This window comes from Pseudomonas sp. Ost2, from assembly GCF_018326065.1.
Taxonomy (GTDB): Bacteria; Pseudomonadota; Gammaproteobacteria; order Pseudomonadales; family Pseudomonadaceae; genus Aquipseudomonas; species Aquipseudomonas gingeri.
The window spans coordinates 4,231,901-4,252,027 of sequence record NZ_AP021904.1; the positions used below are offsets into that span (position 1 = coordinate 4,231,901).

The 20,127-nt window shown below is 60.4% G+C and carries 16 protein-coding genes; 5 read left to right on the forward strand and 11 right to left on the reverse strand.

Going from position 1 to position 20,127, the window contains the following annotated elements; translation table 11 throughout:
• Positions 1–12: 12 nt before the first annotated feature.
• Positions 13–693, forward strand: coding sequence for a peptide-methionine (S)-S-oxide reductase MsrA (msrA, locus tag KI243_RS18595; protein ID WP_244861904.1), 681 nt, complete (start codon positions 13–15; stop codon positions 691–693).
• Positions 694–822: 129 nt separating this feature from the next.
• Here the strand turns inward: msrA and KI243_RS18600 are convergent, their stop codons facing one another.
• Positions 823–2,442, reverse strand: a complete 1,620-nt coding sequence (locus tag KI243_RS18600; protein ID WP_212809667.1) for a glucan biosynthesis protein D — start codon at positions 2,440–2,442, stop codon at positions 823–825.
• A gap of 322 nt (positions 2,443–2,764) precedes the next feature.
• Here KI243_RS18600 and KI243_RS18605 point away from each other — a divergent pair, with 322 nt between their 5' ends.
• Together KI243_RS18605 and KI243_RS18610 are read left to right on the forward strand one after the other, a co-directional pair.
• A complete protein-coding gene (locus KI243_RS18605) occupies positions 2,765–3,448 on the forward strand; it encodes a response regulator transcription factor (RefSeq protein ID WP_017126654.1) in 684 nt (227 codons plus the stop codon).
• Positions 3,426–4,820 carry a HAMP domain-containing sensor histidine kinase gene (locus KI243_RS18610; RefSeq protein WP_177066085.1) on the forward strand — a complete coding sequence of 465 codons (1,395 nt, stop codon included), beginning with the start codon at positions 3,426–3,428 and terminating at the stop codon, positions 4,818–4,820. Before KI243_RS18605 ends, KI243_RS18610 begins: the two co-directional genes overlap by 23 nt.
• A gap of 58 nt (positions 4,821–4,878) precedes the next feature.
• Here the strand turns inward: KI243_RS18610 and KI243_RS18615 are convergent, their stop codons facing one another.
• The 3 genes from KI243_RS18615 to KI243_RS18625 all read right to left on the reverse strand — a co-directional run bounded on the left by KI243_RS18615 (position 4,879) and on the right by KI243_RS18625 (position 6,370).
• The gene (locus KI243_RS18615) at positions 4,879–5,040 is read right to left on the reverse strand and encodes a DUF2986 domain-containing protein (RefSeq protein WP_017126656.1); all 162 of its coding nucleotides are present in this window, start codon (positions 5,038–5,040) and stop codon (positions 4,879–4,881) included.
• Between the two features lie 106 nt (positions 5,041–5,146).
• Positions 5,147–5,656 (reverse strand): transporter suffix domain-containing protein, encoded by a 510-nt coding sequence (locus KI243_RS18620; RefSeq protein WP_212809669.1) that lies wholly within the window; start codon positions 5,654–5,656, stop codon positions 5,147–5,149.
• Positions 5,657–5,779: 123 nt separating this feature from the next.
• Positions 5,780–6,370 carry a hypothetical protein gene (locus KI243_RS18625; protein WP_244861740.1) on the reverse strand — a complete coding sequence of 197 codons (591 nt, stop codon included), beginning with the start codon at positions 6,368–6,370 and terminating at the stop codon, positions 5,780–5,782.
• Between the two features lie 769 nt (positions 6,371–7,139).
• Between KI243_RS18625 and KI243_RS18630 the strand changes: the two genes are divergently transcribed.
• Both KI243_RS18630 and KI243_RS18635 read left to right on the forward strand, forming a co-directional pair.
• Positions 7,140–10,181: an SIR2 family protein gene (locus KI243_RS18630; protein WP_212809671.1), complete on the forward strand. Its 3,042-nt coding sequence runs from the start codon at positions 7,140–7,142 to the stop codon at positions 10,179–10,181.
• Positions 10,182–10,721: 540 nt separating this feature from the next.
• A complete protein-coding gene (locus KI243_RS18635; RefSeq protein ID WP_212809673.1) occupies positions 10,722–11,066 on the forward strand; it encodes a hypothetical protein in 345 nt (114 codons plus the stop codon).
• 395 nt (positions 11,067–11,461) lie between these two features.
• Here the strand turns inward: KI243_RS18635 and KI243_RS18640 are convergent, their stop codons facing one another.
• From KI243_RS18640 to KI243_RS18670, 7 genes are all read right to left on the reverse strand, one after another.
• Positions 11,462–11,926, reverse strand: coding sequence for a hypothetical protein (locus KI243_RS18640; protein WP_042935759.1), 465 nt, complete (start codon positions 11,924–11,926; stop codon positions 11,462–11,464).
• Positions 11,927–12,102: 176 nt separating this feature from the next.
• Complete coding sequence (locus tag KI243_RS18645; RefSeq protein ID WP_212809675.1) at positions 12,103–14,307, reverse strand: OsmC domain/YcaO domain-containing protein; 2,205 nt, start codon at positions 14,305–14,307, stop codon at positions 12,103–12,105.
• Positions 14,308–14,429: 122 nt separating this feature from the next.
• Positions 14,430–15,509, reverse strand: a complete 1,080-nt coding sequence (locus KI243_RS18650) for a lipocalin-like domain-containing protein (protein WP_042935755.1) — start codon at positions 15,507–15,509, stop codon at positions 14,430–14,432.
• Positions 15,499–17,988, reverse strand: coding sequence for an FtsX-like permease family protein (locus KI243_RS18655; RefSeq protein WP_212809677.1), 2,490 nt, complete (start codon positions 17,986–17,988; stop codon positions 15,499–15,501). The genes KI243_RS18650 and KI243_RS18655 overlap by 11 nt, the downstream gene beginning before the upstream one ends.
• A complete protein-coding gene (locus KI243_RS18660; RefSeq protein WP_212809679.1) occupies positions 17,985–18,653 on the reverse strand; it encodes an ABC transporter ATP-binding protein in 669 nt (222 codons plus the stop codon). The genes KI243_RS18655 and KI243_RS18660 overlap by 4 nt, the downstream gene beginning before the upstream one ends.
• Positions 18,654–18,753: 100 nt before the next feature.
• Positions 18,754–19,170 carry an SRPBCC family protein gene (locus KI243_RS18665; RefSeq protein WP_212809681.1) on the reverse strand — a complete coding sequence of 139 codons (417 nt, stop codon included), beginning with the start codon at positions 19,168–19,170 and terminating at the stop codon, positions 18,754–18,756.
• Positions 19,171–19,190: 20 nt separating this feature from the next.
• On the reverse strand, positions 19,191–19,988 hold the full coding sequence (locus KI243_RS18670) for an SDR family oxidoreductase (protein WP_017127189.1): 798 nt from the start codon (positions 19,986–19,988) through the stop codon (positions 19,191–19,193).
• Between the last annotated feature and the right edge of the window lie 139 nt (positions 19,989–20,127).

Consider the following 20,127-nt stretch of genomic DNA (forward strand, 5'->3'; position numbering starts at 1 on the left):
TCGCCGCTGCTGATGATCGCCGGGATTGCCGGCGTGGCGCTGTCGGTGCTGATGATCCAGCGTTTTGCCGGGGCCGCCGAGACCGCAGTGCAGATCGCCCCGCCCGCGTTGGATGAACCGGCAAAGGCCGGCCAGGCCACGGCGGTGTTTGCTGGCGGCTGTTTCTGGGGCGTCCAGGGGGTGTTCCAGCATGTGCGCGGAGTGCAGAACGTGGTCTCCGGCTATACCGGCGGCGCGGCGGGCACCGCGCATTACGAGGATGTCGGCGAAGGCACCACCGGCCATGCCGAGTCGGTACAGATCACCTACGATCCGGGCCAGATCAGCTACGGCAAGCTGTTGCAGGTGTTCTTCTCGGTGGCCCATGACCCGACCGAACTCAATCGCCAGGGCCCGGACAGCGGCACGCAATACCGTTCGGCGATCTTCCCGGTGAATGCCGACCAGGAAAAGGTCGCCCAGGCGTATATCGAGCAGTTGAACGCGGCCAAGGTGTTTCCGTCGGCGATTGTCACCCGGATCGAGGACAACAAGGTCTTCTACCCGGCCGAGGGCTATCACCAGAACTACCTGACGCTGCACCCGTATGCGCCGTATATCGCCATCAACGACATGCCGAAGGTGGAGAACCTCAAGCGCATGGATCCGGACCTCTACCGGGCCGATCCGGTACTGGTGCCGGACGTGCAGTGAGTTCGATGGCCTCTTCGCGGGCAAGCCCGCTCCCACATGGACCGAGTTGCGCAGGCCCCTGAGGGAGCGGGCTTGCCCGCGAAAGGGCCCTAACAGGCACCCCCTTGTTCAAGGGATGCCTGGCGTCCTTCAGGGATAACGGCGCTTATCCGGTGCCGGCGGGAAATACTGATACAACCAGGTCTCGCTCAGCGTCCGGTCCTGGGTGCGGATAAACAGCCGCAGCTCCACCGGATCGACGCTGTCATTGGTCGGGAACCAGTCGAACGTCACGCGATAACCGCCGATCTCGTCCAGCTTGAGGACATTGAAATCCTTCACCTGCCCATTCGACGTAGTGACCACCGGCTCGATCCCGGTGCCCTCCGGCAACCGCTCCAGCCCGCCACCGTTGAAATCCACGGCAAAGCGCCGCGCCCAGACCTCCGGATAATGCTCGCCCGGCGCCCAGCCCTCGATAAAGCCCCCCATGCCCGAACGGGTCGCATGCACCCGCGCCAGGGGCGTGCCCACCGGCGGCAAGGCACTCCAGTACAATTTGTAGCCGTAGTTCAGCGAATCGCCGGCCTTGACCGGCTGCTTCGGCGTCCAGAAGGCGACGATATTGTCCAGGGTCTCGCCCGTGGTCGGGATCTCCAGCAGGTCCACCGAGCCCTCGCCCCAGGGGGTGGTCGGCTCGACCCACAGGCTCGGCCGACGACTGTACCAGTCGACCGTGTCCTGGTAGCTGGCGAACTCATGGTCGGTCTGCACCAGGCCGAATCCCTTCGGGTCCTTGTCGGCGAAGGCATTGAACTGCAGTTTCGCCGGGTTGTTCAGCGGTCGGCAGATCCACTCGCCATTGCCTCGCCACATCGCCAGGCGGTCGGAATCGTGGATCTGCGGGTGGATGGTGTCGCACATGCGCCGCTCGTGGGTGCCGCAACTGAACATGCTGGTCATCGGCGCGATACCCAGTTGCTCGATGGCGACCCGGGCGTTGACATGGGCATCGACCGCCATCACCACCTGTTCGGCCTGGCAATCGATATCAAACCGATAGGCACCGGTGGCGCTCGGCGAATCGAGCAGGGCATAGACCACGAAGCGGGTGCTTTCCTTGCCCGGCGTCTCGAACCAGAACTTGGTGAAGTCCGGGAACTCCTCGCGCTTCTGCGCATAGGTATCAATGGCCAGTCCGCGGGCCGAGAGGCCGTACTGGCCGGTCTTGTCCACCGCGCGGAAATAGCTGGCGCCGAGAAACGAGAGGATATCGTGCTTGTCGATCTCCGGGGCCTTGAACAGCTTGAAGCCGGAGAAACCCAGGTCGCCCTTGAGCTGGGACTGATCGACACCACTGTTGGCGTAGTTGAACAGCGGCGGACGGAAGTGCACCTCCCGCGCCTGGCGGGTCTGGGCATCGACGCTGTACATGCGCACCGGTTGCTTGAAACCCATGCCGACGTGGAAGAACTGCACGTCCAACTGGCCCTTGAGTTCGTTCCACAACGAATGCTTCGCGTCGTACTGGATGGCATTGAACTGCTGCGGGGTCATGTTCGCCAGGGTCGGCGGCAGCACCTGCCGGGTGCTGACATAAGGATTGCTCGCGAGTTTCTTCGCGTGGGTCTGCAACGCCTCGAAATCAAAGTGTTCGATGTCACCGTCCGCGGTGGCGGCAAGCGCCCGGGCCGCGAACAAACCGCTGGCCGACAGGCCGGTATAGGCCGCCAGGGCCATGGAAGCTTTCAGGAGATTGCGGCGATGCATAAAGAGACCTGTACTGGGGACATTCCGGATGCCTGGCGGCTGCACGGCACCGGACTAAAGAAGCATTCGCTCATGACGGCGAGCAAACGCGGCTACCGACAAACAGATACCAAATCCTGATGAACGTTCGCAATGGCTTTGCAAAACTTGACGACAGCCTCCATTCAGCAAAGGTGTGGCTAGATGTTTCTAGCCCTGATCCGATTTCGGGGCGCCCCCTTAGCGACCGCCAGGACCGACATGAAGATTTATTCAGAAAGTCTTCACCTCTTTCTTGGCAAAATCCCACACCTGCTGTGAAGGTTCGTACGAGGCAACTGCAATGACCCGCATCCTGACCATCGAAGATGATGCTGTAACCGCCAAGGAAATCGTGGCCGAGCTGAGCAGCCACGGGCTTGAAGTGGATTGGGTGGACAATGGCCGTGAGGGCCTGGTGCGCGCCGTGAGCGGCGACTATGACCTGATCACCCTCGATCGCATGCTGCCGGAGCTCGACGGCCTGGCCATCGTCACGACCCTGCGGACCATCGGCGTCGCCACGCCGATCCTGATGATCAGCGCCCTGTCCGATGTCGACGAGCGCGTCCGCGGACTGCGGGCCGGCGGCGACGACTACCTGACCAAGCCGTTCGCCTCGGACGAAATGGCCGCGCGGGTGGAAGTACTGCTGCGGCGCAAGAGCCCGGCGCGGGAATTCGAAACCTCGCTGCGGGTCGCCGACCTGGAACTCAACCTGATCAGCCGCGAAGCCTCCCGGGCCGAGCAACTGCTGAGCCTGCTGCCCACCGAGTACAAGCTGCTGGAATTCCTGATGCGCAACACCGGGCAGATCCTGTCGCGGATGATGATCTTCGAGGAAGTCTGGGGTTATCATTTCGACCCGGGCACCAACCTCATTGACGTGCATATCGGTCGCCTGCGCAAGAAAATCGACGGTCCGGGCCTGGCGCCACTGATCCGCACCGTGCGAGGCTCGGGTTATGTCATTGCCGAACCCCTCTAAGGGCTGGCGCTCATCCACCAGCCGTATGCTGGCGCTGTACAGTTTTCTCTTCGTGGCCTGGAGCTGCAGCCTGATGGGCGTGCTCTACTACGAGGTTTCCGGCTACCTCAACACCCTGGCGCGGCATTCGCTGATGCAGCGCCAGCATCTGTTCTCACGCTTCCAGGGCCAGCAGTTGGTCGACGCCCTGACCACCAGCATGACCTTCGACATGCGTGGCGTGGACGCCTACGGCCTGTTCAATGCGCAGAAAATGCACCTCAGCGGGCCAATCCTGGAAATGCCACCGGACCTGATCATGGACGGCCGCATCCACGAACTGGCCAACTGCATCGACTCCGACGACCCCAACCTGCCCCAGGACAGCTGCGACGCCGTCGCCACCCAGACCCATGACGGCAGCTGGTTGCTGCTGGTGCGCGACAACGGCTCGTTGTTCGGCGTGACCCGGATCATCCTGCACGCGCTGTTCTGGGCGGTGTCGCTGACCATCCTGCCCGGCGTGGCCGGCTGGCACCTGCTCAGGCGGCAACCGATCCGCCGGATCCGGGCGATCCAGGCCAGCGCCGAGGCCATCGTCGCCGGCGACCTCGGTCATCGCCTGCCGCTGTCCAACCGACGGGACGAGCTGGACATGCTGGCGGCCATCGTCAACGCCATGCTCGATCGTATCGAACGGCTGATGAACGAGGTCAAGGGCGTCTGCGACAACATCGCCCACGACCTGCGCACGCCCCTCACCCGCCTGCGTGCCCAGCTCTACCGCATCCAGCAACAGGCCCCGGAAGACTCGCCCGAGGCCCTGCAACTGGACGGCGTGATCGCCGAAACCGACACCCTGATGGCCCGCTTCAAGGGACTGTTGCGGATTTCCGAGCTGGAAGACCATCAACGCCGCTCGGGTTTTGTCGTGCTCGACCCGTTGCCTTTGCTACGCGAGTTGTACGACTTCTACCTGCCACTGGCCGAAGAGGCGGAAATCAGCATGCGCCTGGACCTGCCGGAGGCGCTGCCGTTTATCACCGGCGACCGCGCCCTGCTGTTCGAGGCACTGGCGAACCTGCTCAGCAACTCGATCAAGTTCACGCCACCGGGCGGTGAAGTGGTGTTGCTGGCGGCCAATGACGGCGGCAGTACGCGGATCGAAGTGATGGACTCGGGTCCCGGCATACCGCCATCCGAGCGCGACGCGGTGTTCCAGCGCTTCTATCGCTGCGACGACGGTAGCCAGCACAGCGGCTTTGGCCTCGGGTTATCGATTGTCGCGGCGATCATCAACCTGCACGGCTTCAGCCTGGAGATCGGTACCAGTGACCGGGCCGGAGCGCGGTTGATTCTGGAGTGCAAGGACAGTTTGATTGCGGTGGATTGAGTTCTGCGTGGTCAGCGATATCAGTGCTCAGTGAGCGATGGCGCTTGAAATACATGGATCAGCTTTCAGAGGAAATGATCGAGTCCTGACTGGACTCAGCATCCAGTTTCAAGCGATCAGCCTTGCTGATGTATTTAGGCTTGTTCTTCGGTGCCAGCTTGGCACTGGCCTTTTTGGCGTGAGCATCCAGAAGCTGCTTTATTTTTTTACGGCGATTCATGTATTTCTACTCGGTTTGCAGAGGCTGGAATGATACCAGACTCAAATATTGAACCAGACTTTCTGGGTCACGGCCTCGCCATGGACCACGCTTGCCAGGAGGCAGGTCACGCCGCTTCGGTAGTGGCCACTCGCGCGGTGCGAATGAACAAGGCTCGCACCTTGTCCCAGAAATTGCCCCCCAGCACAAAAAAACTGCCGATCAGCATGAGATCGCCCAACAGCTGAAACTGCCAGAGGTTTGGCCGCAGCCCCGGCCAGATAATATCGACGTAGGGTTCAAGAAGGGCCGCGATCAGCGGCAGGCAAAACATGACGAGACCGATGCGATGCCGCACCGGGCCAACTTCAGTGTCCAGGCTCGGTGCCAGTGACGTCACGTAGCCGAACACGCTGCGCTTCAACTGCTGGAACCCGGCCTTGCCCATGACAGCGATAACCAGGATCAGCAGGACCTTGTTACTGATAAACAGGATACCCGTCAGCGCGGCAATTCTTGACCCCGACATACCCAAGGCAGCCACCAGTGGAACCATCAGCCACGATCCCAGCATGAGACAAAGAATCACGATACCCAGCTTGAAACGCCAGCCAGCCGAATGGGGTTGGGTCGTCATGATGATGCACCTTTGTAATGGGTCGCTGCAGAGTGTTGGCACGCTGAAAAGCGTAGCAGCTGATATAGCATGCCAAGCTGTCTTCGTCAGGCAGTGACGAGGCCGATTGAGAACACCGGGCGTTTAGAGCAGTCTGTTGCGAATGGCCTTGAGCACGGCATCGATGTGCCAATGTTCGACCCCTATGCATATCGCTCCAGCCGCGTCGGGTAACAGTTCGACATTTGTCGCTACCCCGTGGTCCGCCAGCAGTCGCTGTGCATCTTGAAGGTGCCTGCGCCTACCGGTGAGCCATTGCCGGCGCTCTCCTGAAAGCAGAGTCAGCGTTTGCGGATAGGTGCGCGCCAGTTTTTGCCGCAAGTTGATCATCGCGGGTTTATCGTCGACGAAAAATGCTGGGGTCAGCACATACAAATGACCTGCCGCCGCACGCAGGTCATACAGGTCTTGCAGGTATTCCTCAACACTGCCACCACTGGCGACCGTCTCAATCGCTCCGCTAATGACGTCGACCAAGTGGGCGTCGACGCCGACGTAGCAATATTCCGTCATACCGCGCACGACACAATCTTCGCTATTGCTACGAACCACCCAATAGTCGCCATTCGCGGACAGCTCACAAGACTGAATGACAAAACGCTCAGGTTCCCCATCCCTGAGAACGCCGTCGTATAGGGCGAGCACGATAGTGCAGGCCTGTTGTGCAGATAACATGGGATCGCTCTCTTGCTCAGTGAATGCAGGTCCTTTTCCATTCGCCGTATTCGCGATGAAGTCTTGCTGCGGACCGCCAGTATAAGGCTTCTTCGAACTGCGGGCTCAAGCGGTAGAGCCATCAAGAGTGCGGCCCTGGAAAGTCATGACGTCATGCCTCTCCATGAGGAAGCGCCTGGCGTGGCCGGCACGTACGGCGTCTCCGGTGTCGGTCTCTATCCCGACGAGCGCCATCGCCACCTCGGCGGATGCACAGGCGCTCGACTTCACCTCGATGTATGCCGCACGAGGCTGGCTCAAGATGCAACCTCTACGAGGACTGGACTCCCAGCGCGACCGACACGCGATAGCCATACCAGGGGATCTCTGGCTGTTTTCTATCGGTCGTAACCGGCAGCAATCGGCCATGAGCGGACGTAGCTTCAGACGGTGGCGGAAATTAGTTCACCCCTCCAATGGCTATGCTTACCAAGCCCGTCTACGCTTCCTACGCGATCGAGGCCCCATCAAGTAGGGCGCTGATTTGCGTCTGCCGAGGTAACGAAGGTCAACAGAAGCTCATGATTTCACTTGAGCATCAGCGTGCCGACGGGATTTCTTAATCTATAAAATCTGAATTGGTGCCATATCGACTGGAAAATTTTCTGATATCGCTCATGCGCGCCCTATAAATGATAAGCGTCAACTTCACCACTTAATGCTAAAAAGCACTGCTGCGCCCAGCTCTGCTACGTGAGCACCTCAGCATTTCCACTTGGAAGCTTTGACAATGGATATGAACAACACAGCTGTCGATCTGGAACACGCAAGCAATCGCATCAAGCCGAGCAAAGACACCATACTTGTTGTCGGCACAGGCATGAGTATGGGGTTGACCAATGGAAATTACTCTCAGCTCGCCTGGACTGGGCTGATTCGATCCGGGTTTCTTTACGCAGTCGAGATTGGGAAAATCCCACAGTCCAAGGCGGACACCTGGCTTACGCTTTTGGACGGATCACCGAACACCTCCGAGATATTGCATGTGGCAGGTTTCCTTTCGGATCGCCTGTCCGACGGTGATGGTTTCGATTACACCAAGTGGCTGAAAAAAGAGTTCGGTGAGGTTCAAGTTCACAATCAGGCACTTGCCAATACCGTCAAGGCTTTGGCAGACGCAGGCGTAAAAATTTGCACTCTCAACTATGACTCACTGCTAGAGAATGTCACCAATCTCTCGCCCGTGTACTTGACTGAGTCAGACGAAGTCATCGAGTGGTTCAAAGGCGAGCGTAAAGGAATTCTCCATCTGCATGGCCACTGGAAGAAACCCGACACCTGCATCCTGAGCAGCCAAGATTATCGAACCACTATACAAAGCAGCACCCGCAACTTCTTCCAACAGCATCTGACAGTTTTTGAAAATTTGGTATTTGTAGGTTGCGGTGGCACATTTGAAGATCCCAATTTCGACAAAACACTGAGCTGGCTGAGAGAAGAACTTAAAACTACCCAGCTCTCAACTTTTGCTTTGGTCAAAGACTCAGATGTAACTGCCCGTAAAACGGACCCGGCATGGAAAAATATCGTAGAACCAATCGGCTTCGGTACAGACAATGCTTCTTTGGGCCCGTTTCTTGATGGACTGTTCCGCGAAGTTATAAGTCAGAACCCTGAGGCGTACCCAGACCTGCTAGGTAGCCCCACTATTCAGCGCATGGAGCAAGGACAAAAGACCGCTGCTCTGGATGGTATTCACAACCCTCTACCCCCAGCCCCTCAAGCTCACGGTGTCAGGCATGCTCAGTCATTTCAGGCTGAGCAGATCCTTAAGCTTCATAGACGCTTGTGGTTGGCGGCTGACTGGGGAATGGGTGAAGACGAATTTATGTCGGCGCTAATCGCGCGGGTATCGAACAACACCAACAAAGTCTATTCGGTCAATATTAGCAACTACACCGACAAAGCGTCCTTTTATAGTCAGATTGAAGAGCTTCTGGGCGCTTCGTTCGAGTCTTTCTGTAGCAGCTTATCGCTCATCGACAATTCTTACCTGATACTCCGAGACGTTCCGCTTGACACTTGTCAAGACAAGGAAAGCCTTCACACTGATCTGCTCAGCCTAACGGACATTCTGACGTCCTTTTGCCCGAATTTGCGGGTGATTCTGACGAGCCGTAATCTGCCTGTTTGGAGAAATGAGGCGCTGGAACTAACGGCTCTGGATGGTGCTGATACTAGAGCGTATATTGAATCACATCCCCTCTATCAAGGCGGTCTGGGTAACGATGATTTCAATCAGCTTTTTGAACACACCAACGGCGTCCCTCGGATTATCAAGGTGGCGCTTGAAAAGCTAGTGGTCGCCTCTTTGGAAGAAATTATTAGTGAACGTGGCAGCTCACGGATCAACCTGACAGGTCGCTTCGGTGATTCCATCAAAGCGCTGTCGGCAGCGAAGGAAATCGAAAAGCGCTATGCGTTTTCGCTGCTCAAAAGCCTTTCCGCGTTCCCCTACGGCGAATACCTAGACAATATCAAACGCGTTGACAAATCGAAGAAATATACGATTGATCACGTGGTAATCCTTCAACGCGAGGGGTTCATTTACGTAGAGGATCAGGATAGCTTCGGTCACACCGGTACTAGAGGGTCTAAAAAACGGCTCATTGTCACACGCCCTGTGAGGCAGTGGCTCGCCCAGGAGACTAAGCCCAAAGAAATCGCGAAAATCAAGACACAGGCCTACCAGCTTTATTTCGGTGACGATTGGGAAACTCAGGAGCCGAAGCTTCACCACGTTTTTAAGGCTAACGACATCAGCGAGAAATCGTCGGAGATCAATAACGCCAAATACTTCATAGTTGAAATCTTTGCGGAAAGTAGGACCAACGAAAGGTGGCGGGCCGTTGGGATGGAACTGGCGTCGCAATTCAGCGCAACAGTAAGTAAAAAATCTTATTACAAGGTTGTGCAGGATTTATACATCGCACTAAAGTCGACACTTGGAAGCCGGGATAAAGACGAAAAGTATTGGTTCTTCATTTACCTGTGCGCGCAATCAATACGGATGGTCGGTGACAAAGCCACCAAAGACGAAGCACTACAGATGTTACTGGACTGCCTAGACCACATTAAACAGCCCAAGCTGGTAGGTTCGATCAAGCTACAGATTGCGATGATCTATTCGTCGAGAAAAGACCACACCCGAGCGCTGGAGTACGCTACCCAAGCACAAAAAGTGACAAAGGGCAGCGTCGCGATGCAAGCCTCCCACATCGCACTCAAACACGGTGATCTAGCAACCAAAGAAGCTGAGATTTCAAAGATCCAGGCGAAAGCAAAGAGCAAAGCCAGCACGCTGTATTCCAACATCGAGCTAGATCGCGCCGATGAGATCGAGGAAGACTCTGCGAAGGTCGACATGCTTAAGGAGCTTGTCGAGTACTGTCACGAGAATAAGGATCTATACAATCAAATCCGGGCGACACTAGGCTACGCAGATTCACTACTGAAAGTCCGTGGGTTACTCGAACCCGTGGAAATCTCCGCGCTAATCAGCATCTACCATCATCTGTATCACGACAACTTAACGAGTCTTCATTCGAAATGTCATCGTATCCTCTGGGCAGCTTTCGAGCAAAATAACGACTATATCAACCTGCTTCAGCTGTTCAAATATAGCTCTCTCTACTGGAGGCTGCGCGACGATCAGAAACCAGAGCTTGAAGCTGTTAAGAAATTCCAGACCCTCGGCATGCCTGAGACCATCCCCGAGCGTGATCCTGCGGTATCGTATTATTACGGGAGACTCGCAACGATCGAGAGCTAAACTTATCTTGTGTCGGCGAATGAGTTCCGTCTGACTCATTCGCAAAATGTCATGCTACGGTGTCCTTATCGCGATAGGCCGTCAACCTGAATCGCCCAGGGTTTCATAGGCGCTGCGAACGGCCGGTTTGGGATAATGAAGAAAGTTCATTAGAGTCTGCTCTTGGCCGAAATCGGGGCTTGAGAACGCCCATTCCTGCTCCCCAATTCGCGAAACCGCAAGACAACTCCCTTTCCCTCGCCTGAAATTTCCTAGAAAATCCCGAGCGCTTGTTTGCGCCTGATCACACCGCTAGGCTTCGACTCGTCACTGCACATCAGTGACAGGGTTTGGTAGCCCTCGGTGTAACTAGGCGCAAAGCGCCACCTTGAGCAAGGCGCTTTTTTTCGGCCTAGGCTTTATGGTGGCCGTGCGCAGGGCGTCCTCGGACGCGCCGGGTTCCTAGTGCACCGGTCTACCAACCTGCGTACGGCCGCCACCCCTGAATCGTTTGGTAGCGATGGTGACGGCTCCTTAACTTGCACTAGGAGTATCGAAACCATGTTCAAACCCACCCCCAACCCGCCTGCAACGCCCAGCACCAACATCGACGCTCGGCTTGCCGACCGCGCCCTCTCCCACTACAACCTCGGGCCGAAGGCCATATCGAAACCCGTACCTATCACACCACCCTCCAATCAGCTCTCCGCCCTGGCAACCCAGGAAGACGCCCTGGTAAACGCCTATTCACTCCTGCAATCCGCCGCGGCCACCGCCTATGAAAACGCCGACAACCAGACCGGGGCAAACCGCAAGGTGGCGATGGGTGTGGTGCATTTGATCGAGATGGCGCAGGTGTGGATCGATGCGGTGCTGGATAAGCAGCCCGCCAGCATCGGTGGCTGACAGCGCTCAGGGATGAACGGGAAGCAAGGCTTCCCGTTTCTTTTGCCGACATGTGTGATGTGACGCAGAGCGTCACGGGCTGCATTCCCACGCGGAGCGTGGGAACAATCGGCAAAGGCTTCCCGTTTCTTTTGCCGGCATCTGTGATGTGACGCTGAGCGTCACGGGCTGCATTCCCACGCGGAGCGTGGGAACGATCGGCAAAGGCTTCCCGTTCTTTTTGCCGGTATGTGTGAGGTGACGCAGAGCGTCACGGGCTGCATTCCCACGCAGAGCGTGGGAACGATCGGTAAAGGCTTCCCGTTTCTTTTGCCGGTATGTGTGATGTGACGCAGAGCGTCACGGGTTGCGTTACCACGCGGAGCGTGGGAACGATCAGCGCAGCAAGCCAGGACTCAGTTACTGGGCCGTTGCTTGGTCGCATCCAGCTCAGCCTTTTTGGCCGTGCTGAGTTCGGTGATTTTCGCCGACTTGGCGATCGCCATATCGAAGGTGTCCTGCATCTTGGCGATGGCGTCGGTCGCCGTGCCCTTGAGCCCACCGTTGGCGGCCCAGTCGAAGTTCCAGACGCCGGACAGGTTGTCGGCCCCGGCCACGTCATGGGTTTCGATGGCGGTAAAGACGTCGGGATGGCGCTCCATGTACTTGGCCGCTTCGGAGACGTTGGCGGGAACCTTGCCCGAGGTGTCGTTGGCCAGTTGAGAAAGCTCCTGCTTGGTGATCGCCGACTTGCCATTCTTGCGCATGTAGTCGGCAATGACCTGGCTGGACTTGGCCGTGTCCAGCGTGCTGTCAAACACGGAACTTGACGCTTTCGGACTGCTCGGCCCGCTACCAGCGGGTGATACGGTAGTAGACATCGGCGCTGCTCCCTCGATGGAATGACTGATATCGCCGCAATGACGATCACGAGTCACAGACGGTAGCATGGGCCAATGGCCACTCCTCGGCGCCTTCACAACAATTCACAACGTTTCTCATCTGAAGACGCCAGACACAAAAAAAGCACCCGCAGGTGCTTTTCTTGTCAGCGCTGTCAGCTCGCCAGACCCGCCGCCCGGGCCCGCGCCGCGTGCAGTTTCTTGTAGCTGTCGATCAGCCGCTGATGCCGGTCGAGCCCTTCCAGTTTCATACTGGTCGGCGTCAGGCCATGGAAGCGCACACTGCCGTTCACCGAGCCGATCACCGTGTCCATACGCTCGTTGCCGAACATGCGACGGAAGTTGGCTTCGTAGTCTTCCAGCTGCAGATCCTCGTCCAGGTGCATTTCCAGCACCGCATTCACGGCCTGGTAAAACAGCCCGCGCTCGACGGTGTTGTCGTTGTACTGCAGGAAGGTTTCCACCAGCTCCTTCGCCTCGTCGTAATGCTGCAAGGCGAGATGGATCAGCAGCTTCAACTCCAGGATGGTCAACTGGCCCCAGGCGGTGTTGTCGTCGAACTCGATGCCGATCAGGGTGGTGATGTCGGTGTAGTCGTCCAGCTCGCTCTCTTCCAGCAGCCCGACCAGCGCTTGCAGGCCGTCATCGTCCAGGCTGTGCAGGTTGAGGATATCCTCGCGGAAGAACAGGGCCTTGTTGGTGTTGTCCCAGATCAGGTCGTCGACCGGATAGATCTCCGAATAGTCCGGTACCAGGATGCGGCAGGCCGTTGCACCGAGGTCGTCGTACACCGCCATGTACACTTCCTTGCCCATTGCTTCGAGGATGCCGAACAGCGTTGCGGCCTCTTCGGCATTGGAGTCTTCACCCTGGCCGGAGAAGTCCCATTCGACAAACTCGTAATCGGACCTGGCGCTGAAGAAGCGCCACGACACCACGCCGCTGGAGTCGATAAAGTGCTCGACGAAGTTGTTCGGCTCGGTCACCGCGTGGCCTTCGAAGGTCGGCTGCGGCAGATCGTTCAGGCCTTCGAAACTGCGGCCCTGGAGCAACTCGGTCAGACTGCGTTCCAGCGCCACCTCGAAGCTCGGATGCGCGCCGAACGAGGCAAATACACCGCCGGTCCGTGGGTTCATCAAGGTCACGCACATCACCGGGAATTCACCACCCAGCGACGCATCCTTGACCAGCACCGGGAAGCCCTGCTCTTCCAGGCCCTGGATGCCGGCCAGGATGCCAGGGTACTTCGCCAGCACCTCCTGCGGCACATCCGGCAGGGCCATTTCACCTTCGAGGATTTCGCGTTTCACCGCCCGCTCGAAGATTTCCGACAGGCACTGCACCTGCGCTTCGGCCAGGGTATTGCCGGCACTCATGCCATTGCTGAGGAACAGGTTCTCGATCAGGTTGGACGGGAAGTACACCACTTCGCCGTCCGACTGGCGCACATAGGGCAACGAGCAGATGCCGCGCTCGGTATTGCCGGAGTTGGTGTCGTACAGGTGCGAGCCGCGCAGTTCGCCATCGGGGTTGTAGATCTTCAGGCAGTACTCGTCGAGGATCTCGGTCGGCAGCGCGTCTTTACGACCGGGCTTGAACCAGCGCTCGTTCGGGTAGTGCACAAACGCCGCGTTGGCGATGTCTTCGCCCCAGAACTGATCGTTGTAGAAGAAGTTGCAGTTGAGCCGCTCGATAAACTCGCCCAGCGCCGACGCCAGCGCGCCTTCCTTGGTCGAGCCCTTGCCGTTGGTGAAGCACATCGGCGAGTGGGCATCGCGAATATGCAGCGACCAGACGTTGGGCACGATATTGCGCCACGAAGCGATCTCGATCTTCATGCCCAGGTCCGCCAGGAGGCCGGACATGTTGGCGATGGTCTGCTCCAGCGGCAGGTCCTTGCCAGCGATGTAGGTCAGCGCCTCGGCGTCGGAGTTGAGCATCAGCAACGCCTGGGCATCGGCGTCGAGGTTGTCCACTTCCTCGATCACGAACTCGGGGCCGGTCTGCACCACCTTTTTCACCGTGCAACGGTCGATGGAACGCAGGATGCCCTGGCGGTCCTTGGCCGAGATATCCGCCGGCAACTCGACCTGGATCTTGAAGATCTGGTTGTAGCGGTTTTCCGGATCGACGATGTTGTTCTGCGAGAGGCGGATGTTCTCGGTGGGAATATTGCGCGTCTGGCAGTACAGCTTGACGAAATAGGCGGCGCACAACGCCGAAGAAGCCAGGAAATAATCGAACGGACCCGGGGCCGAGCCGTCGCCCTTATAGCGGATAGGTTGATCGGCCACCACCGTGAAGTCATCGAACTTGGCTTCAAGTCGAAGGTTGTCGAGAAAATTAACCTTGATTTCCATGCGGGAATTACCACTATAACGAGCTAAATAATTTGGCCGGCATTATCCGGTTTTTCCACCAGAAGAGCACGTTGTCACGGCATCTCTCGCTCGTTTGCCGGCCTTTCCGGCTGTTTGGCCCCTCAATACCCGGTCATTTCCAGATACCCCACGCCCGTCTGGCTGCCGGTGAAACTGATCGGACCTTCCCAGTAGGGAAACGCGGTGCCCATCCAGGCATCGTCCCGCAGAGGACGGGTGTCGATGCGCAACTGTTTGCCCGGGATCTCCAGTCGCCACTCCACCGGTAAACGGCGTCCGGCCACCTCGGCGATCCGTCCCGGCGTCAGGATGATCTCGTCGCCCCGCAATGCCTGGGCCTGGCCATCGGCACTGATCCAGGTGCCGGCACGGTAGCGCTGGCCGTCCGTCTGCCGGACCTGGAACAGCATGACTTTGGCACCATCGGCCAGGTGCAGGGAGAACCAGTCCCAGCCCGACTGGTCGGCGGCCAGCGGCTGGCTGCTCCATTCGCGGTCGAGCCAGGCCTGCCCCTTCACCCGGACTTCACGGCCGTCGACCTGCAGGCTGCCGCTCACCTGGAAATACGGTTGGCTGTAGTACCACGACGCCTGTCCCTTGCCGGACTTGAGGCTGTAGCCGTGATCGCCCTGCAAGACCAATGGGCGCTCGCTGCGCAGGTTCAGCCGGTAGGCGAAGTCACTGCCACGGGCCGTCATCTGCATATCGCCCAGGCCCTGGTTGGCCGGGGACAGAGCGTGAAACTGCCAGTCGTCGATCCAGGCTTTCAAGGGCTCGGCCTCCACCCCGGCGGTACCTACCCCGCCCCGGGCCAGAGCCTGGGCGTAGTGATGGCCGTGCTCGCTGGTCAGGGCCGCATGACCCATCCACAAGGTCGGTTCGCTCCAGCCGGTCAACTGGCCGGGCACCTGCAAGGCATTGCGGAACAGGGTCCATTGCACGCCGTAGGAATGGCCCTCGGCATCCTCGAGATTGGCGGTGACATACCACCACTCGATGCGGTAGTCGCCGTGCGCACCGTGATCACGGGGAAACACCAGCGGTTGACCGGGCACCACCTGGGCATACCCGGCGGCGGTCGCACCGAGCCCGGCAAAGCCTTCGGACCCGGCCGGCGGTGCCTGATCGCAGGCCCCCAGCAACAGGCCGAACAACAGTGGCAACAGACCCCTAGCGTTCATTGGCAAAGGTCCTCAACAATTCCACCGGCCGCACCCGCAGCAGTTTCCACAGGGGCCAGGCGGCAGCAACCAGGGTCACCAGCAGCGCCAGCACCGACAGTTGCAGCAACTGCCAGGGAAAGACCTGCATCGGCAGGCGCCAACCGAACGCCTGGACATTCACCACCGCCACCAGGCACCAGGCCAGCGCCAGCCCCAGGGGAATCGCCAGCAGCAAGGTGATCGAGGCCAGCAGCAGGGTCTGCCCCAGGCTCAGCAACAACAGCTGCCGGCGGGCGACGCCCAACGCCCACAGCGGCGCCAGTTGCCCCAGGCGACTTTCGCTCAGGCTCAGCAGGCTGATGAACAACGCCACGCCGGCCACGCCCAGGGTCAGGCTGTTGAGGGCCGCGGTCGCCGCGAAGGTGCGTTCGAAGACCTTGCCGGCGGCATCCTTGAGTTCGCTCTGGTCGATCAGATGGGTCTCGTCGAAGTGGAAGGCCTGCTGCAACTCGCGCTTGAGCGGCGCCACGGCCTCGGGCTCTGCCAGCAAGCTGTAGCGACTCGGTCGCAGCCCCGGCCAATAGGCCTGCAACGCCCGGCCTTCGAGCAGCAGATGGCCCTTGGGGTTGCCATAGTCGGCATACACGGCCAGCACCGGCAGCGACCAGTCGCCCCTCGGGGTCGGCAGCACCAGGGGCTGGCCGAGCGCCAGCTTGAGGTGCCGCGCCAGTTGCTCGCTGATCATCACACCCTCGCCCGCCGCCCAACGCTGCCAGGCATCGTCACGCGCCTCCAGCAAAGGCCAGTGCTGGCGATAGATGGGCACATCGGGTATCCCGCGCACCTGGATCGGCCAGCCCTGCAGGCTGATCTCGACGTCCCAGCCGGGCAGCAGCGCCTGAACGTCGCGACGCTCGGCCAGCCAGCGCTCCAGTTGCGCGTCCTGCTCGGGTCCTTGCGGGGTGATATACAACTGCGCGGCCAAACGCTGGTCGAGCCAGCTGGTGAAGGTCTGGCGAAACCCCGAGGTCATGCTGCCCACGCCGATGTTCGCGGCCAAGGCCAGCAGCAACGCCATCAGCGCCAGGCTCAGGGCCGGCAATTGCTGGCGGCTGTCGGCGACAAACCACTGGCTCAAGGGCCGGCGACAGGCCGGCAGCACGCTGCCGAGAATGGCGTTCAGGCACACCGGCAGCAGCAAGGCCGCCGCCATCAACAACGCGGCCATCAGGACAAAGCCGCTGGCCAGGCTGTCACCCCAGGCAATACAGGCCAGCACCACCATTGCCAGCAACCCGGCCAGCCAGGCCTGCTGGCGCAGGCGCCGGGCCTGTGCCGACCGCCAGGCTTCGGCCTGGGCCAGCGCCAGCAACGGCAGGCGCGCGGCGCGCCAGACACTGCCGGCCCCCGCGAGCAAGGCACCGCCCAGGGACAGGCCCAGGCCCGCCAACCAGTCGCTCGGCGGCAGGTTCAGGCTGCCCGCCACTTCGGCGCCATAAAGGCCGCGCAGACTGGCCGCCACATCCGGCAACAGCAGGCTCGCCAGGCCATAGCCACTGACCACGCCAAGCACACCGCCGACCAGGGCGAATCCCAGCAGTTCCACGGTCAAGGCACTGAGCAGGCAGCGGGCGCTGACGCCACACGAACGCAGGGTGCGCAGCAGGCCGCGACGCTGCTCCAGGGCCAGGCCGATAGCGCCGTGGACGATAAACAGTCCGACGATAAACGCCAGGAATCCCAGTGCGCTGAGATTGAGATGAAAGCTCTCGGTCAGGCGCGCCAAGTCACTTTCATCACCCGGCGCCTGCAACCGCAGGCGGCTCGCCAGATCCGCCGGCAAGGCCGGTTCACCGCGAGCGAAATCCGTCGCCAGCAACAACTGCGAGAGTTGCTCCGGCGCCTTCAGTACCCGTTGCGCGGCACCGATATCCATCAGCAACAGGCCCGGCGGCAGTTGCGGCCGCAAGGCCAACGGCGGCAGTAACTGCCCCTCGGGATCACGGGGACGCTCGCCGACCTTCAAGCCCAGGCGCTGCAAGGTATCGGGCGCGACCCAGGTTTGTCCGGGCACGCCGATAAACGCCAGCAGCTGCCCGCTGTCCACCGCCTGACCGGCCAGGGTGCTGCCCTGGGGCAGGCTGACCGGATCGATGCCCAGCACCTGCAGGCGCTGGACATGCCCGGGATGGCGGGGATCTTCCAGCTCCAGCCGGCCTTGCAACAGCGGCGAAACCGGCCAGCCCGCCAAACGCAACCGGACAAACAACTGCTGCTCGAAGCGCCCGCCATCACGGCTGACCAGACGATAAGGCGCCGTCCCGCCGATCAACTGGCTGGCCCGCGCATAACTCTCCCGGGCCTGGCTGTTGAGGGCCTGCACGCCGGTCAGTAACGCCGTCGCCAGCCACAGTCCGGCCAGCACGCTGCACAACTGCACCCGATGGCGCCACCAGTGGCTGAGCAACGCGCGCAAGGCCCAATAGAAGCTCCTCATGCCCCCGACAGCTCGCTCAGGCGGCCGCTGTGCAGGCGCACCCGGCGTTGCAGCCGGCTGGCCATGCGCTCGCTGTGGGTGACCATCAGCAGGCTGGTGCCGTTGTCGGCCAACAGGTCCAGCAACAGCCCCAGCACTTCGTCGCTGGTGCTCTCGTCGAGGCTGCCTGTGGGTTCGTCGGCGAGTATCAGCGGTGGCTTCGCCGCCAACGCCCGTCCCAGGGCCACCCGCTGTTGCTGGCCGCCGGACAGTTGCTCGGGGTAGCGCGACAGGGTCTGCGCCAGGCCGAGACGTTCCACCAGTTCGTCCTGCCAGCGCGGATCGTGCCGGCCGGCCAGACGCGCCTGGAAGGCCAGGTTGTCGGCCACGGTCAGGCTGGGAATCAGGTTGAACTGCTGGAAGATCAGGCCGATGTCGTGGCGCCGCCAGCTCGCCAGCTGGACTTCGTTCAACTGGCACAGATCGCGCCCGGCGATCTCGATCGCACCGGCATCGGCCCGATCCAGCCCGGCCACCAGGTGCAGCAAGGTGCTCTTGCCACTGCCGGACTCGCCCATCAGGGCCAGGCTCGCCCCCTGCTCCAGCTCCAGGTCGACGCCCTGCAGCACGGCCAACGGCCCCTGGGCGGTGGCATAGGCTTTACTCAGCCCGCGAATACGCAACATCGATAACCTCACTCAAGACAAAGCCCGACCGGCGAATCGCCGGATCGGGCTTCACGATGACTGCCGTTATAGGCCAGTGCGGACGTTTTTGCACCGTCGATCAATCGGGGAAGTTGGCTTTCAGTGCCGCCAGGCCACCGCTGTAGATGCCGTGGAACAGCGCCACCACTTCCTCTTCGCTGACCCCGACCGGGGTGAAGATACCGGCCCATTCGACAATGGCCGTCTGTGGGGTACTGCCCTCGCGGACCTGCAGGGTCGCCAGGTAGTCGGTGGCGGGGAACGGCGCCTGCTCGATGGAATAGCTGTAGCGCCGGGCCCGGTTGTCGAAGGCTTCCAGGCGCTCGACCACGGTGCCGCCATCGGCGGTCTGCAGGGTCCGCAGCCGCCCGCCTTCGCTCAGGCTGCTGCGGGGAATGAACGGCAGCCAGTCGGGCAGCGAATCGAAGCCGCCCATCAATTGCCAGACCTGCTCGGGTGTCGCGGGGATTTCAATCGTAACGGATGTTGCAGCCATGAAAATTCTCCGGAAAAACCTCAGATAGCCAGGCTATCGACAACACCACCGTCGACCCGCAGCGCGGCGCCGGTGGTGGCGGAAGACAGCGGTGACGCGAGGTACACGGCCAGGTTGGCCACTTCCTCGACATCCGCTGCCCGCTGGATGATAGAAGTCGGCCGGGCGGCCTTGACGAAAACGTCGGCCTCTTCCCGGGCACTGCGCCCCGACGCGGCGGTAGCGTCCTTGAGCATCTCTTCCAGGCCGTCGGTAAAGGTCGGCCCGGGGAGGATCGCGTTGACCGTCACGCCACTGCCCGCCAGGCGCTTGGCCAGGCCATGGGAGACGGCCAGGTTGGCGCTTTTGGTGACACCGTAGTTGATCATATCGGCGGGAGTGGCGATACCCGATTCGGAGGAGACGAACAGCACCCGTCCCCAGCCGCGCTTGACCATCGCCGGGGTGTAGTGCCGCGACAGGCGTACGCCGGAGATCACATTGACCTCGTAGAAACGCGTCCACTCTTCATCCGGGGTGTCGAAGAAATCGACATCGTTGAAGATCCCCAGGTTGTTGACCAGGATGTCGGCGTCCGGCTCGGCCCGGAACAGCGCCTCGGCGCCGGCGGCCGTGCCGAGGTCGGCGGCCAGGCCGCGGACCTTGGCCTCGGGATGCGCGGCGAGAATGACCGCGATGGCCTCGTCGACCTTGGCCTGCTGGCGGCCGACGATCACCACTGTCGCGCCGGCGCCCGCCAGGCCCTTGCCGATGCCCAGGCCGATACCGGCGGTGGAGCCGCTGACAATGGCGACCTTGTTGGAAAGATTGATCTGCATGAGAACCTCGATTGAATGAATAAAGCGGTATCAAGCCGGACACGGCCCCTGTAGGAGCCCGGCTTGCCGGCGAAGAGACCCGTGAAACCGCTGCAAGCTTCACAGGTTACCGATCGTTCCCACGCTCCGCGTGGGCATG

Excerpts from the sequence above, each read along its gene's own strand:
- msrA (WP_244861904.1), top strand. The coding sequence starts at position 13 with ATGATCGCCGGGATTGCCGGCGTGGCGCTGTCGGTGCTGATGATCCAG.
- KI243_RS18600 (WP_212809667.1), bottom strand. The coding sequence starts at position 2,442 with ATGCATCGCCGCAATCTCCTGAAAGCTTCCATGGCCCTGGCGGCCTAT.
- KI243_RS18605 (WP_017126654.1), top strand. The coding sequence starts at position 2,765 with ATGACCCGCATCCTGACCATCGAAGATGATGCTGTAACCGCCAAGGAA.
- KI243_RS18610 (WP_177066085.1), top strand. The coding sequence starts at position 3,426 with ATGTCATTGCCGAACCCCTCTAAGGGCTGGCGCTCATCCACCAGCCGT.
- KI243_RS18615 (WP_017126656.1), bottom strand. The coding sequence starts at position 5,040 with ATGAATCGCCGTAAAAAAATAAAGCAGCTTCTGGATGCTCACGCCAAA.
- KI243_RS18620 (WP_212809669.1), bottom strand. The coding sequence starts at position 5,656 with ATGACGACCCAACCCCATTCGGCTGGCTGGCGTTTCAAGCTGGGTATC.
- KI243_RS18625 (WP_244861740.1), bottom strand. The coding sequence starts at position 6,370 with ATGTTATCTGCACAACAGGCCTGCACTATCGTGCTCGCCCTATACGAC.
- KI243_RS18630 (WP_212809671.1), top strand. The coding sequence starts at position 7,140 with ATGGATATGAACAACACAGCTGTCGATCTGGAACACGCAAGCAATCGC.
- KI243_RS18635 (WP_212809673.1), top strand. The coding sequence starts at position 10,722 with ATGTTCAAACCCACCCCCAACCCGCCTGCAACGCCCAGCACCAACATC.
- KI243_RS18640 (WP_042935759.1), bottom strand. The coding sequence starts at position 11,926 with ATGTCTACTACCGTATCACCCGCTGGTAGCGGGCCGAGCAGTCCGAAA.
- KI243_RS18645 (WP_212809675.1), bottom strand. The coding sequence starts at position 14,307 with ATGGAAATCAAGGTTAATTTTCTCGACAACCTTCGACTTGAAGCCAAG.
- KI243_RS18650 (WP_042935755.1), bottom strand. The coding sequence starts at position 15,509 with ATGAACGCTAGGGGTCTGTTGCCACTGTTGTTCGGCCTGTTGCTGGGG.
- KI243_RS18655 (WP_212809677.1), bottom strand. The coding sequence starts at position 17,988 with ATGAGGAGCTTCTATTGGGCCTTGCGCGCGTTGCTCAGCCACTGGTGG.
- KI243_RS18660 (WP_212809679.1), bottom strand. The coding sequence starts at position 18,653 with ATGTTGCGTATTCGCGGGCTGAGTAAAGCCTATGCCACCGCCCAGGGG.
- KI243_RS18665 (WP_212809681.1), bottom strand. The coding sequence starts at position 19,170 with ATGGCTGCAACATCCGTTACGATTGAAATCCCCGCGACACCCGAGCAG.
- KI243_RS18670 (WP_017127189.1), bottom strand. The coding sequence starts at position 19,988 with ATGCAGATCAATCTTTCCAACAAGGTCGCCATTGTCAGCGGCTCCACC.